The 13,852-nt window shown below is 48.2% G+C and carries 13 protein-coding genes and 2 pseudogenes; 10 read left to right on the top strand and 5 right to left on the bottom strand.

Annotation, left to right across the window (positions count from 1 at the left end; all coding sequences use genetic code 11):
• Positions 1-25 precede the first annotated feature (25 nt).
• The 5 genes from KNV97_RS05460 (at position 26) to KNV97_RS05440 (ending at position 3,063) form a co-directional block, all read left to right on the top strand.
• Positions 26-976 (top strand): ABC transporter substrate-binding protein, encoded by a 951-nt coding sequence (locus tag KNV97_RS05460; RefSeq protein WP_218561722.1) that lies wholly within the window; start codon positions 26-28, stop codon positions 974-976.
• Between the two features lie 22 nt (positions 977-998).
• Positions 999-1,991 (top strand): FecCD family ABC transporter permease, encoded by a 993-nt coding sequence (locus tag KNV97_RS05455; protein ID WP_407701869.1) that lies wholly within the window; start codon positions 999-1,001, stop codon positions 1,989-1,991.
• A gap of 4 nt (positions 1,992-1,995) precedes the next feature.
• Positions 1,996-2,433, top strand: coding sequence for a hypothetical protein (locus KNV97_RS05450; RefSeq protein WP_136487133.1), 438 nt, complete (start codon positions 1,996-1,998; stop codon positions 2,431-2,433).
• A 39-nt stretch (positions 2,434-2,472) separates the two neighbouring features.
• Positions 2,473-2,664, top strand: a complete 192-nt coding sequence (locus KNV97_RS05445; protein ID WP_136487132.1) for a DUF1289 domain-containing protein — start codon at positions 2,473-2,475, stop codon at positions 2,662-2,664.
• Positions 2,665-2,853: 189 nt separating this feature from the next.
• Positions 2,854-3,063: an ATP-binding protein gene (locus KNV97_RS05440; protein ID WP_218561721.1), complete on the top strand. Its 210-nt coding sequence runs from the start codon at positions 2,854-2,856 to the stop codon at positions 3,061-3,063.
• Between the two features lie 123 nt (positions 3,064-3,186).
• Here KNV97_RS05440 and ampC read toward each other — a convergent pair.
• Positions 3,187-4,218, bottom strand: a pseudogene (ampC, locus tag KNV97_RS05435) (class C beta-lactamase).
• Between the two features lie 292 nt (positions 4,219-4,510).
• Here ampC and KNV97_RS05430 point away from each other — a divergent pair.
• On the top strand, positions 4,511-5,380 hold the full coding sequence (locus tag KNV97_RS05430; RefSeq protein WP_136487130.1) for a LysR family transcriptional regulator: 870 nt from the start codon (positions 4,511-4,513) through the stop codon (positions 5,378-5,380).
• Positions 5,381-5,399: 19 nt separating this feature from the next.
• Here the strand turns inward: KNV97_RS05430 and KNV97_RS05425 are convergent, their stop codons facing one another.
• From KNV97_RS05425 to KNV97_RS05415, 3 genes and pseudogenes are all read right to left on the bottom strand, one after another.
• On the bottom strand, positions 5,400-5,615 hold the full coding sequence (locus KNV97_RS05425; RefSeq protein WP_218561720.1) for a hypothetical protein: 216 nt from the start codon (positions 5,613-5,615) through the stop codon (positions 5,400-5,402).
• Positions 5,616-5,921: 306 nt separating this feature from the next.
• Positions 5,922-6,137 (bottom strand): DUF3820 family protein, encoded by a 216-nt coding sequence (locus KNV97_RS05420; protein WP_136487129.1) that lies wholly within the window; start codon positions 6,135-6,137, stop codon positions 5,922-5,924.
• A gap of 174 nt (positions 6,138-6,311) precedes the next feature.
• Positions 6,312-7,494 (bottom strand): annotated as a pseudogene (locus tag KNV97_RS05415) (lytic polysaccharide monooxygenase).
• Positions 7,495-7,910: 416 nt separating this feature from the next.
• Here KNV97_RS05415 and KNV97_RS05410 point away from each other — a divergent pair.
• Together KNV97_RS05410 and glpQ are read left to right on the top strand one after the other, a co-directional pair.
• Positions 7,911-8,255, top strand: coding sequence for a DUF3316 domain-containing protein (locus KNV97_RS05410; protein WP_136487127.1), 345 nt, complete (start codon positions 7,911-7,913; stop codon positions 8,253-8,255).
• Positions 8,256-8,526: 271 nt separating this feature from the next.
• Entirely contained in the window at positions 8,527-9,588 is a 1,062-nt protein-coding gene (gene glpQ, locus KNV97_RS05405) for a glycerophosphodiester phosphodiesterase (RefSeq protein ID WP_218561719.1), read from the top strand.
• A 93-nt stretch (positions 9,589-9,681) separates the two neighbouring features.
• Here the strand turns inward: glpQ and xapA are convergent, their stop codons facing one another.
• The gene (gene xapA / locus KNV97_RS05400; RefSeq protein WP_136487124.1) at positions 9,682-10,515 is read right to left on the bottom strand and encodes a xanthosine phosphorylase; all 834 of its coding nucleotides are present in this window, start codon (positions 10,513-10,515) and stop codon (positions 9,682-9,684) included.
• A gap of 108 nt (positions 10,516-10,623) precedes the next feature.
• Between xapA and KNV97_RS05395 the strand changes: the two genes are divergently transcribed.
• Entirely contained in the window at positions 10,624-11,529 is a 906-nt protein-coding gene (locus KNV97_RS05395; RefSeq protein ID WP_240798209.1) for a LysR substrate-binding domain-containing protein, read from the top strand.
• Between the two features lie 209 nt (positions 11,530-11,738).
• Positions 11,739-13,850, top strand: coding sequence for a TonB-dependent receptor (locus KNV97_RS05390; protein WP_218561718.1), 2,112 nt, complete (start codon positions 11,739-11,741; stop codon positions 13,848-13,850).
• The last annotated feature ends 2 nt before the right edge of the window (positions 13,851-13,852 follow it).

Here is a 13,852-nt window from a genome sequence, read left to right as displayed (position 1 = left end):
TCAAATTTTTAACAGGAATGACTTCATGAAATGGAAAGTTGTATTTTCACTTTTATTGCCTATCGCCGCCGCGCAAGCAACGACAACCCAATATCCGGTGACAGTAGACAGTTGTGGAATTCCATTAACGATTGAGAAGCACCCAACTCATGCGGTGTTTCACGATATCAACATGGCTGAAATGGCGTTTGCTTTGGGTCTACAAGATGATATGGCTGGTGTTACAGGCATTACCGGTTGGTACAAGATGTCACCGGAGTTTAAACATCGGTTGGGGGGGATCCCAGAGCTGGCACCTAAATATCCATCGCTTGAAACCTTGATGGCAGCGCAGGTCGATTTCTTCTTCGCGGGTTGGAATTATGGCATGAAAGTGGGCGGTGAGGTGACACCTGAAACATTAGCGCCTTATGGGATTGATACATTGGTTCTGAGTGAAAGCTGCGTCCACACGCGATCCGAGCAGAAAAAGAGTGCCAGCATGGACTTACTCTATACAGACATTCTGAAACTCGGCGTGATTTTCGACCGTCAAGATAAGGCTAATGCACTTGTCAACGGTTGGAAACAACGTATTGCGGCTTTACCAAAACCTACATCTAACGCCAAAGCTCCTAAGGTATTCTTATACGATTCTGGTCAAGATAAGCCGTTTACCGCAGGCCAGTATGCGATGCCAGACGCTATGATTCGAGTGGCTGGTGGTGTCAATGTTACGCATGATATGCAAACTAGCTGGGCGACTACTTCGTGGGAAACGGTTGCGAAGGAAAACCCAGATGTCATCATCTTACTTGATTACCAAAATGCCAACGGCGCGAGTGAACTGCAGCGTTATCTCGAACAACATCCGCTGATGAAATACACCAAGGCTGTTAAGAACAAACGCTATATTAAGCTTCGATATGAACAACTAACGCCTGGACCTGCAAATATAGATGCTGTTGAGAAGATGGCTCGTGCTTTTGCTCAGTAATGCGGTTATTTAAGTGATGAGAATGAGCAGCTATTCATGGATGTGGGTATTAGGGATCACCCTACTATTCTCGATATTTCTATTTAGCTTAATGTGTGGTTCGATGACTTTTTCTGTTCAGCAGGTTTGGGATGGAATGGCAGCCATCGGTTCACAAGAGATGTCGATGACTAGCAGAATTTTGTTGGATCTGCGCGTACCGAGAGCACTGCTTGCGATTATTGCTGGAACTGGGCTTGCAATTGTTGGAGCCTTACTACAAACCGCCACGCGCAACGATTTGGCTGATCCATTTCTATTTGGTTTATCTTCAGGAGCCTCGGCTGGCGCGGTGTTAGTGATCACTCGCTTGGGGGACTTGCTCGGTATTTGGTCACTACCCATTGCTGCATTTAGTGGTGGTCTTGTCTCTGCTGCAGCGGTGATTATGCTGTTCTCGATGCAAAAAAAGCGCGGGAACGACAACTTAGTGTTATGTGGGCTCGCCATCTCATTTTTGTTTGGTGCGATGACGAGCTTTCTTATCTACTCGGGCGACCAGCGCGCTGCCAGCTCCATACTCTTCTGGACTATGGGAGGATTAGGACTGGCGCGATGGGATAATTTGCTTTTTGCTTTGTTAGGCGTTGCCGTTGTTGTCTTGCTGTCGATTAAACGATATCGCGCCCTCGATACACTATTGGTTGGTGATCAGACAATTCACTCGCTGGGGATGAATGTTCACCGCCTACGCAGTGAAATATTTATCTGTTGCGCGTTTTGTACTGCGGCAATCGTCGCTATAACCGGCGTGGTGGGATTCATTGGTTTAATGGTTCCACATTTGATAAGACCGTTTTCAGGAATGACTCACAAGCGTGCACTACCTCTCGTTGCATTATGGGGCGCAGTGATGATGAGCCTGGGTGACGTACTCAGTCGCACATTACTTGCGCCGCAAGAACTACCTGTTGGGATTATTACTGCAGCGATTGGTGGTGTGTTTGTTTTGTATTTAGTTTGGAAGAAAAGTTAGTGCGATGAAAGATGTAAAAGGTGTGTTCCGTAACCTAGAAAAAATGCTACGACAGTCGAGTTGGTTTGGTGACGACTGGGAAATTTATAATCGAGGTAACTACTTACAGCTCTATAAGCAGAATTGGTTTAATCACAACCAAGGCGGCGTTCATTTTGAAACATTTATTGAGTCCCCTCAGATTAAGAGCAAGTCTTTCCCAGTGTGTGTGCATGCCGAAGAAGACTGCCCTCAGCAAGCTGAATTTATTCGTCAGTTGTTGAGTTTGGAAGCCGAGCGAATCAATGGTTGGAAAGGGTATAAAATGTTGGATAGCAGTTATGGTGTATGTCAGCGTACTTTGCCGCTTAATTTTAAAAACTTAGAACAGCGTTTATACGAGGAACTCAATCGTCTACGTACACTTGAATCAAGCATCGACAAGCTTCTGCTTGAAATGTGAATAGGTGTTTTATTTAGCCAATAACGTTGTGAGAATGCAATGAAAAAGCAAAAAAGCCCATGTATTGATGTGTGCGATTTTTCAGGTCCGAAAGGATGGTGTACTGGGTGTGGTAGAACTCGAGAAGAATGCCAGAAATGGAAGACAATGAAGCCTTATGCGCTGAATAATATGCATAAAGCACTTCGGAAAAGGATGTCACAAATAAATTTGATGGCGAGTAAAAAATAACGTCTTCGTTTTATAGTGTAGTGGTTTACAGAGGCCACCGACCTCCATCAGGTCATGTATACTGTAGCCAGTTGGTATGAAGATATGTCTGACGAAAAACAGATCGAATTGCGCGTTACCACCGACGAAACACTGGTATACAGTCTGATACGGACAAACTGACTAAAGTGCTGGATAACCTGGTTGATAATGCCATTAAGTACACACAACCTGGCGGTCAGGTTACGCTTAGCGGCCCAACGTACCGACGATAACCTGACAAAGATTCAGGTCACGGACACCGGAATCGGTATCGTTCCCCAATATCAAGATCTGATCTTCGAGCGTCTGTATCGTGTGGATGCAAGCCGCAGTAATGTTGAGGGTTTAGCCTCGGGCTTTCTCTCGCCAGAGCGATGACCGAGAATTTAGGTGGTCAGTTGAAGTTGGCATAGCAGATTAATCAGGGGGCCGTGTTCACCATCCTATTGGTTCAATAAACAAACACCCATGCTCGCCAATCGCGGACATGAGTGTTAAACGTTATCTACCCTGGTTGCGCTTACTTCTGTCTAGTCCTACCTGCAGAATACGGAATGCCGCTTTCACTCGTTCCTGATTTGGGTAGTTTTTATTGGCAAGAATCACGATACCCGCTTCTTTGCTTGGAATGTAAACCACGTAAGCACCAAATCCACCAGTCGAGCCTGTTTTATTGACCCATACCTCGTTCGTCGGTGGTGTCGGCGGCGTGTTGAGCTGGATGGTTTGAGGCTTAATGATCACATCCGTCGAATTGCCTTCCAAAAGAGCATTAAGTTTGCTGGGATACGGGTACATCTCCCACGCCAAACCTTGCGTAAAAGTACTGGACTGATAGAAGCCAGCACGGTTATTGACCAGTGCCTGCTGTATATCAGGTACGACCACTGTCAACCCCAGATTGGCTTTGATGTACTGTACCATGTCCGAACTGGTGGACTTGACCCCATACGCCTCTGCATCCAGTACGCCCGGATTCACTCTCACGGCGTCGCCGTTCGAGTTATAGCCAAACGCATACTCTTTCATTTTATTATCCGGCACATTGATGTAGGTATTGGGCATACTCAGTGCTGGAAACACGTTTTTTTCCATAACGGACGCGTAGTCCTCTTTTAGGCTTAACGCGGCGATATAGCCAAACAGACCAATACTGGGGTTCGAATAGAGCCTTTTAGTGTTACTTGGATACGCTTCGCCCCAATTTCGATAGTACTGAACCATATCCTGATTGTTTTTCACCGTATCTGGAAACTGCAACGGCAACCCGCCTGCGAATTACGTTCCTAACTCTTGCAAGGTTCGCGTACCTATGGTGCTGCCTTTCAGTTCTGGCATGTGTTGCTCCGCCGTATCCATTAACGACAGTTGCCCCTTCACCTGCGCGTAGCTCGCTAGCGTGGCTGCGAATGTTTTGCTGACCGAACCCAACTCAAAAATCGTCGCTTCAGAAACAGGCTGGTTTTGCGCTTTGTCAGCCACACCGTAATTGTAAAAATACGCTTTTCCCTCAACGACAACACCAAACGCCATACCCGGAATATGGTAGTTCTGCATCAATGCTTGAGCCTGTTTGTCGACCTCGTTTTTTAGTTTTTTCTCCCACGCCAGCCGCGTTAACGGCAGGCGCAAACAACATAGCTAGAGATACTGCATTGATGGTTAGTCTTCTCACACACATTGAAGTGAATCTCTCCATTTATAACTATTACTTATTGGTTTTTAATATGTATCACTCTAAAAACACGCCAATCGTAAGGATAGACGTATCAGAGAACAATGTGTTAAAACTGAACTCAGCCATAAGTTTAACTAAGATCTAATCATGAATATCACACATCTGCCGTTGAATGCCCTGAGGGCATTTCTTATCTCTGCTAAGCATTTGAACTTCACCAAAGCCGCTATCGAGCTCTGTGTCACGCAGGCGGCGATCAGTCAGCAAGTTAAGATGTTGGAGCAGCAACTGGGGGTAGCGCTGTTTTATCGTCTTCCGCGGGGATTAGCGCTGACCGATGAAGGAATGATGTTATTGCCGGTGGTTAAAAATGCGTTTGACAGTATGACCGATACGCTAGAGATGCTTGAACAAGGAATTCACCGAGAAGTGGTCAGTGTTGGTGCTGTGGGTACCTTCGCTCTGAACTGGTTGCTCCCAAGAATCAAAGACTTCAATGAACGTTTTCCCTATATCGATGTCAGAATCTCGACCAACAACAACGTGGCGGATCCCGTGTCCGAAGGGCTGGACTTCTTTATTCGTTATGGCAAAGGCAGATGGCATGCGACCGAAGCAGAGCATTTGTTTCCTGCCCCTTTAACCGTGCTTTGCAACAAAACGATCGGCCATCACTTAGAGAAACCGCAGGACATTCTGGGCTACACCTTGCTGCGTTCATATAATCCTGAGGAGTGGGCGTTGTGGTTTCAACAAGCTCATATACCGCTACCTAAGTCCAGACTCAACAGCATCACCTTTGATTCATCTATTTCGATGATTGAAGCCACAATTCAGGGATTCGGAATTGCATTAGCGCCTCCCGTTATGTTTGAAAAGACACTCATGGAAGAGAAGCTCATCCAACCCTTCGATATCTTTCTCGACAGCGGATCGTACTGGCTAACAAAACTCCAAAGTCAAACTGAGACCAAAGCGCAAACTCTATTTAAGCAGTGGATCCTGGAGTATTGCTGATAGTGAACGGGTATTAATCCTAAAACGTCCAGCTGTCAGCGCCATCTAAGTTGCGGACATCGATGTCCGCCGCCTCTCTGGGATCAAACATACGATAGTTCACCGCCAGACAACCACTATCCCACGCTTCAGTTGCGGTGTAGTGCGTGACACAACCGCATTGATTACAATGCTTAAAGCTTATGTATTTGTCACCATATTCGTAACTTCCCAGACCAAACTGCCCGACATCCACCTGAACCTCATTGCAAGTTAGGTACCCCCACAATACGCCATAGCGGTGTCAGAGTGAACAGTTGTAACTGGTTGTGGTCTCAGTTAAACGTAGAATGGTCAACGTGTAGTGGTTTAGCAAAACTGGCCACTACTTTGTAGTTATTTGGCATGTTTGAAATACAATAAGTTATCTGAAAGTTTGGCTGATTCCGTCCCATCGTAACTCGGAAATGTCCAAAGGTGTGCTGAGGAGGCATATAACAAGATAACGTTCTGACATGCCTAAGATAAAATCTATTAGCTGACTTAGTATCACCCTGAGGAGTTACATCCGTTTCAAAGGTTTAACCACACTGTCTAACCCCTCAATTTTGAGAGCTAAACACAGCTTGAGCAAATCGCCTAGTTCACCGCTCGGCCAGCCTTTCTTATCGAACCACAGCAGGTACTCTTCCGGTAGATCGATGAGTGCACGGCCAGCGTATTTGCCAAATGGCATTTGCATTCGTGCCAGTTTAATCAGATTTTCTTTTTCCAGCATAAGTCACGTGCCTTGCTTTAATATCAACGCATAATCACTGCGCGAGATCGACCAAACCTGGAGTCTACCTTGCTTTCACTAGTAAGGATACTCTCACCAAACGGTCATCCCATAGATATACGTCAGAAGCGATAAAGGGGGCTAATGCCCCCTAAGATCAATCGCCTGATGTGATTAGCGCCACACGCCCCACTGGCCTGTGGTGCCCGGCTGCTCACCCTGAGTCCACCACTGCGCGGTCCACTCGCGACCATCGTGAATCACGACATCACCTGCGGTATACACGGTAGCGCTATCCCAGGCATTGTCGGCCTGCTCGGCGGGTACACTGCCTTCTTTAATCAGAGACAACTGATAGCTGTAAGAGGCATTGGGGGCAAACACCTGGTTGGCATAGATGTTACTGGTATCAAACATGTAGTGCTCCATCTCTTCAGACCAGATACCAATAAACCAGTTATTACCTTGTAGCTGATTAAACTGCCCGGCCAGCTCTGCGGCCCAGGTTGAACTGTTGTTCGCCTTAATCGCCAAACGGATATCTGCCTGCTCGTTACCATTTACATCAAAGGTACGCAGCCTGACGGTATCTCCGGACTCCACCGGTCCAAAACCCTGCGGTACAAAATAGCCAAGTGCCGTCATATCTGCGGCCGGCGTCGATACATCCGGCTGATCCGGAGAGGTTGAACTGCCCTGTGTACTAAAAAGTGATATCGCTGCAGTTGTAAAAGCCTTCCCCTGCCGGGTCTTGGCGCTGCCAACGGGTATAAAGAATCGCATCGCCGCTGCGGTCAGTCGGGAAAGTGACATTGAGATGGTATTTGCCATCAGCAGAGACAGTCGTATTACCTGCGGTATCGATTAACTGCAGATCGTCCCAGGTTAACGACGCAGAGGAGTTGTAGTCCGGCTTGGTCAGGTAGAACTCCCAGAACGATGGGTTATGCGCAGCTGTAGCATGAAAAACTAGCTCAATCTGATTGTTTGCATCCAAAGTAACAGCCGTTTTTTGCCAATGGGGAGAAGGAACATCCAGGCCGGACTTAGCACTATCACCTGCCGCACACAGTGAACCATCCGTGACAAGTTGTTTAACCGCATTGATGTCCTGATAGTTAACTACGTTGGCGGATAGCTCATTACGTTGTACAAACGGATAAGTGCCCGATTGGTCAAACGCTGCCTGACAGGCGGCATTAGGAATCGTATTGTTCCAAAACCCCCCATCCTCATAACAGGTATTTTGGCGGGCACTTGGAAACTCAACCCAACCGTGAGCATTTACCTGAAATGAAAATGCAGAACCATACAGCAGTGCTGCGCAGGTTACGAGGCGAAAATTTCGATTTTTCATGATCATACCTTAACTATGGGAAAACCGGGAAAATTCAGGATTTCATACATCATCCCGTAAAAGAAGCGAGGTTTTCTCATAAAAAATCATATTCCAAAAGCAATATACCGTACGATATTCTTATAATGTTGTGTGCTTTCCAAATTCCTACATCATTATTGATTGAATAATTGGTATCTTATTGGGTTAGATTCCATCTTCAGCGCAACCAAACATCAGCATACACTCATGGCTGATTCAATATTTGGTCAAAAAAATCACACTGTCAGCAAATCCAGCACGACCAGAGATATGTAAAATTTGTTCACAAAATGCTATCGCGCTCCTGACTGAGCCTGACATGCTATTAACATGCACACCTACATGCATAGCTAATATGCAACTGTGCATGTCGCACAAAGATGAGGAGAAAAGTTATGAAGAAAGCACTTGTGATCTTAACAACTATGTCCCTGAGCGCTGGCGCTTTCGCAGCAGTGAATACGGCAGAAAAAGAAACCACCATCGCTACTGATGCATATCAGTCACAGCAGCAGGCGTATGATGCAGGTTTTAAGCTGGTTGACCAACTCAATCAGTTACCGGCCGAAAAACTGGCTCAGGAGCTGAATATCTTTGACGCCCAAATTGCGACAGAAAGTTTAAAAGTGACTGATGCAGAAGTAAAAGTCGAGCCGTTTGCACCGAAAGAAGGTCAGATCCAATATCGTGCACTGGTTGATGTCGACTACCAATACACAATGCGTGGAGGCCAGAGCTAATTTAACCACGCTCAGCTGATATTCTAACCGAGGGTGAAGTGCAACTTTGCCCTCGGTTTTTTTTATCGGTGCGCACCATAAACAAAAACAGGCGCTGCAGACCACCAACGCTACGGTTTAGTTTCTGAATACCAATTCAGCTGTGACACTCTGCTCATCCTCAGCAGAGTGTCATCATCTTTCAACCGACTTATGTTGGAGTATTCTCCTGACCGGGTCGGTTATTCAACAACCGGCCCCCTGAGGTTTATTGGCTTATAGGAAGTTATTTATGTTTAAAACCATCAGTTTGTCTCTGCTTGCCCTGGCTTGCAGCAGCGCTGCGTTTGCCAACCCGCTGGTCATTGCCCACCGTGGTGCGTCCGGATACCTGCCGGAACACACCTTACCAGCCAAAGCAATGGCCTATGCGATGAAGCCGGATTACATTGAACAAGACGTGGTCATGACCAAAGATGATCAACTTGTCGTACTGCACGACCACTATCTTGACCGGGTCACCGACGTTGCTGAGCGCTTCCCGGACCGGGCGCGCAACGATGGCCGTTATTACGCTATCGACTTTACTCTGGCGGAAATCAAAACGCTGCGGGTTACCGAAGGATTCAAGCTGGATGAGCAAGGGAATAAAGTCGCCGGATTCCCGCAGCGCTTTCCGATGTGGCAGTCGGATTTTCGTGTACCGACACTGGCTGAAGAGATTGAGCTGATCCAGGGTCTCAATAAGAGCCTGGGCTACAACATCGGAATTTACCCTGAAATCAAAGCGCCCTGGTTTCATCGCCATGAGGGGAAAGATATTTCTAAAGCAGTGTTAACGACGCTTAAGCAATACGGCTATGACAGTAAGGACGACAAAATCTATCTACAATGCTTCGATGCCAACGAGCTGAAACGCATCAATGATGAATTACTGCCGCAAATGAACATGGATCTCAACCTGGTTCAGCTCATGGCCTATACCGACTGGAACGAAACCATGGTGTATCAGAACGGGCAAGCTAAGCCGTACGACTATGACTGGATGTTTGCCGCAGACGGTATGGAGAAAGTCGCGCAGTATGCAGATGGCATCGGCCCCTGGAAACCTATGCTGGTTGATGAGAAATCAACCCGTGATCATCTGATGATCAAACCACTGATGAATCACGCTAAACAAGCAGGCCTGGTGGTGCACCCTTACACTTTTCGTGCTGATCCGGGACGTATCGCGCCTTATGCGACCGACTTTAATGACATGCTTGATGTGTTTATCAATCAGGTCAAAGTGGATGGTGTGTTCACCGATTTCCCAGATCAAGCGGTCTCGTTTTTACAACACAACACCATGTAGCTGTGCTTGTACCATCCTATTCCCAGACAAGACACCATATAGAGAAAAGGGACGCACGCGCGTCCCTTGTTAATCGCCTAACCGGCGATAAACTCAGGCCACTGCAAAATGGTTGCGGATAAAGGATTTGATCAAGTGGATAAAATCTTTCTCCGCCAGTTTGGCGCAGCGCAGTGTCTGTTCGTGCGACAGTTCGACATCACCCAGGCCCTCTGCCATGTTAGTAATCGCACACACTGCCAGAACCGGCAGGCCGCAGTGGGCGGCTGAAATCACTTCCGGCACCACAGACATGCCGACCACATCACCGCCGATGATTTGCATCATGCGGATCTCCGCAGCAGTCTCAAAATTGGGTCCGGTATAAGAGACAAACACACCTTCATTGAGGTGGATGTTCTGATCCTGGGCCACTTTCAGAGCTTCATCACGCAGCGTCTTATCGTAGGCATTCGCCAGGCTGAAGAAACGCGGGCCGTACGCGTCATCATTCGGACCGGTCATTGGTGATTCCGGCATGGTGTTAATATGATCGTTAAACACCACCAGCGAACCTACATCAATCCGTTCCGGACGCAGTGAACCCGCCGCGTTAGTCACCAGCATAAATTCACAGCCAAGGCGTTTAAACGTGCGGACCGGATTGGTCATCACTTTCATGCTTTGATGTTCGTAATAATGGCCACGCCCTTTCATGCACACTACTTCAATACCAAACAGAGTCCCCATCACCAGTTCACCGGAGTGGCCCTCGACCGTACTGACCGGAAAGCCGGCCAACTGCTCGTAAGGAATCACCACTTTATCTTCCAGCTCATCGGCAATGACGCCCAGGCCAGAGCCGAGAATAAACGCGGCTTGTGGTTTAAAGTCTGCTTTGTGTGCGTAAATGGTTTCCAGTGCTTGGTTTACCGGATCACAGGACATGATCATCACCTCATTGTGTTGTTTGGTTCACTTTACCCCAATAACCGTACTGACAAAATCTCAAAATTTGGCACAATTATGCTCTTTCCCAGCACAATCAGGCACCTTATGACCGAGCTCGATCCCCGTATTACCTTGAAAATGTTGCGTTACTTCTACCAGGTCGCGCAGTGCCAGCAGTTCAGTCAGGCAGCGCAACAACTTAATATCACCAAATCCCCGCTCAGCGCGCAGATCAAAGAGCTGGAAAACATACTGAACGTGACTTTGTTTGAGCGCGATACGCGCAACGTGAGGCTGACCCGTGCCGGCCAGCAGATGCAACTGGAGTGCGAACGCATCTTCGATATCCTGGACAGCTCTCTTAACCGGGTTATGCAGTACGGTCGCCAGGAAAAGCAGACCGTCAACATCGGCCTGATGAGTTCGATTTTCTGGGCGGGTTTTGGCGATGCCCTGCACCGACTGCAACAGGCTTATCCGCAGGTCACGTTAAATCTGCTGGAACTGCCGCCGGAAAAACAAAAACAGGCCCTGCAGCAACACCGGCTCGATATCGGCCTGGTGCGTTACGCCGACAGTATTAACACCGCGCCACTGACAACCCACACCTTGTATAACGAGCAGATGGTGGTCGCCATCCCGGCCGGCCACTCGCTGGCTAACCAACCTAATCTCTCCCTCAGGCAGCTGCATCATCAGCAGTTCGTTATGCTCAAACAGGAAAACTCGGCCGCGACCCAATGGATTCGTCAGCACTGCCTGAATGCCGGGTTTGACCTGAAGATTCTGCAGCAGGTGGTCGAGCCCAATACCCTGCTGGCGGTCATTTCGACCCGTGGCCTGCTCTCAATTGTTCCCGCCAGCTATGCCAGCCTCAGCTGGCCACATGTGCGGTTTGTACCGCTGCAGGAGCCGATTTGTGCTGACATCTGCGCACTTTCTGCGGCAAAGCCGCATCCGCTGACCGAACATATTCTGGCCGAGCTTAGCCGTGCACTACAATCTGAATAGCAGGCCAGCACATTCCAGACTGCGCATGACATAACGGTTTCGCCTCAAAAAAATCGTTTAAAGATGCCTTTCTTCTGCCCCTCAGCGTGTCAATCATTGAAGCGCATCATTCTAACGATCAGATAACATAAAAATCTTTTATGGTTTATTGATGAAATTAATTATCGTTTGCATTAGTATTTGCATCTAAATTTACAAGGAGAGTCCCCATGGCACACTCACTGTCATCGAAAAACCTATTATTACTTGCCCCTTTTGTCTGCAGTCTGCATGTCTTACCCGTTCTTGCCTCAGAGAGCGAAGAAGCCGATATGGTCGTGATCGCCTCCAGCCGGACTGATTCGATCAAATCTAAAAGCCCACAAGTCGTGACCGTGATTTCACGTGAGCAGATCGAGCAGCAGCTGACCATCACTACCGACAGTTCTCAGGTTCTGTCCAATTTGCTGCCGGGATACTCTCCTAATACCCAAAAACTGAATAACAGCAGCCAGACCTTTCGCGGGCGCTCAGTGCTGTATATGATCGATGGTGTCCCACAGTCGAACCCGTTACGTGAGGGCAGCCGCTCGGCACATACCATTGATCTGTCAATGGTCGAACGGATTGAAGTGATTCACGGTGCCAGTGCGATTCATGGCTTGGGCGCCACCGGCGGCATCATTAACTTTATTACCAAATCCAACAGCAGCGCCCAACCACTCAAACAACATGTCAGTATTCAGGCCACTTCGGCAACGGAGAATATCAGCAGCGATACCACGTCGTATAAACTGAATTATCAGGCTCAGGGTGCCACGGAGCAGTTTGATTACCTTATCGGCCTGAGCGGCGAAACCCAGGGAGTTTATCTGGACGGCAACGGCGATTATGTCGGTGCAGCCACGGTACGCGGCGATATCATGGACTCACAAAGCTACGATGCCTTTGCCAAGTTCGGCTACTGGATCGATGATGAACGGGATATCCAGTTCTCTTTCAACCGCTATCAACTGAAAGGCCAGAAGAACTTCATGGGCGTCAGCGGAGACCGGGACAATGGAGTAGCAACCTCGTCGGTGAAAGCCACTCCGGTTGGTAAAGCCCCTTATAATCAGGTCAATACCGTCAATCTGGTCTACACTGACCGTGATTTAGCCGGCATGAAACTCAATGTGCAGACCTTTTATCAGGACTTCACTGGTCGTTACGGTGCCACCACTTCATCCAGCTTTCAGGATCCGAGCACAGCTGAAACCATTTACGATCAGTCGCAAAACGAGTCCGAAAAAATCGGCGCCAAACTGCTGCTTTCGAAAGGCGGCCTGCTGGACGATACCCTCAAAGTGACCACAGGCCTCGACTTGCTCAGAGACACCACCAGCCAGAAACTGATCCTGACTAATCGCAGCTACGTTCCGGAAACCACCTATAAAAACTATGCGCCGTTTGTACAATTGGAACTGAGCCCGATTGAACGCCTGACCATCCAGGCCGGAGCGCGCTATGAAAAGGCAGAACTGGATGTCGCTGATTACACAACCGTCGCTGCTCGTAACGGAGTCAGTGTGAACGGCGGCACCCCGAAATTCAGCGATACGGTTTACAATGCCGGTGCCGTATTCGACCTGACACCTGATGTCAGTGTATTTGCCAACTATTCACAAGGATTCGGGATGCCGGATGTCGGCCGGGTGCTGCGCGGCGTCAACACACCCGATCAAAACGTCGATGACTTGATTGATCTGTCACCAATCGTCACTGACAACTACGAAGGTGGCTTGCGTGTCAATAAAGAATCGTTTGATTTTGAAATCAGCTACTACGAGTCCAATTCTGATCTGGGCAGCCGAATTGAAGAAAATAATGGTTTGTACACAGTCAAACGCGAGAAGAAGGAGATTCATGGCCTGGAAACATTCCTCGCGGTCAGGATCAACCCTGAGCACACTGTTGATGCCGGATACTCCTATATTCAGGGGAAATCTGATACCGATGGTGACGGTTCGGTTGACACCAAACTGACCGGGGCAGATATTCCGCCCAACAGACTGCGCGTCGCCTGGACCGCGCACTGGAACGACACCGTATCGTCAATGCTGCAGGCCAACCACGCTTTTGACCGCAGTTTCGATGATGATGAACTGGAATTTGAAGGCTATACCCTGGTTGATGCTTCACTCGGCTATGCCCTGCCAGTCGGTAAAGTCACCATGTCGGTCGCGAACCTGTTTGATGAAGACTACTTTACCTATTACTCGCAAAGTGCCTATAAAAATGATGACTTCTATTTCAAAGGTCGCGGCAGAACCGTCACTCTGGCTTATGCCCTGAACTTTTAAGC

It is taken from the genome of Vibrio ostreae (genome assembly GCF_019226825.1).
Classification (GTDB): domain Bacteria; phylum Pseudomonadota; class Gammaproteobacteria; order Enterobacterales; family Vibrionaceae; genus Vibrio; species Vibrio ostreae.
This window is presented reverse-complemented; position numbering and strand designations above follow the sequence as displayed.

Bases quoted from the DNA above. Each gene is read 5' to 3' on its own strand.
- KNV97_RS05460 (WP_218561722.1), top strand. From the start codon at position 26: ATGAAATGGAAAGTTGTATTTTCACTTTTATTGCCTATCGCCGCCGCG.
- KNV97_RS05455 (WP_407701869.1), top strand. From the start codon at position 999: ATGAGCAGCTATTCATGGATGTGGGTATTAGGGATCACCCTACTATTC.
- KNV97_RS05450 (WP_136487133.1), top strand. From the start codon at position 1,996: ATGAAAGATGTAAAAGGTGTGTTCCGTAACCTAGAAAAAATGCTACGA.
- KNV97_RS05445 (WP_136487132.1), top strand. From the start codon at position 2,473: ATGAAAAAGCAAAAAAGCCCATGTATTGATGTGTGCGATTTTTCAGGT.
- KNV97_RS05440 (WP_218561721.1), top strand. From the start codon at position 2,854: ATGCCATTAAGTACACACAACCTGGCGGTCAGGTTACGCTTAGCGGCC.
- KNV97_RS05430 (WP_136487130.1), top strand. From the start codon at position 4,511: ATGAATATCACACATCTGCCGTTGAATGCCCTGAGGGCATTTCTTATC.
- KNV97_RS05420 (WP_136487129.1), bottom strand. From the start codon at position 6,137: ATGCTGGAAAAAGAAAATCTGATTAAACTGGCACGAATGCAAATGCCA.
- KNV97_RS05410 (WP_136487127.1), top strand. From the start codon at position 7,911: ATGAAGAAAGCACTTGTGATCTTAACAACTATGTCCCTGAGCGCTGGC.
- glpQ (WP_218561719.1), top strand. From the start codon at position 8,527: ATGTTTAAAACCATCAGTTTGTCTCTGCTTGCCCTGGCTTGCAGCAGC.
- xapA (WP_136487124.1), bottom strand. From the start codon at position 10,515: ATGTCCTGTGATCCGGTAAACCAAGCACTGGAAACCATTTACGCACAC.
- KNV97_RS05395 (WP_240798209.1), top strand. From the start codon at position 10,624: ATGACCGAGCTCGATCCCCGTATTACCTTGAAAATGTTGCGTTACTTC.
- KNV97_RS05390 (WP_218561718.1), top strand. From the start codon at position 11,739: ATGGCACACTCACTGTCATCGAAAAACCTATTATTACTTGCCCCTTTT.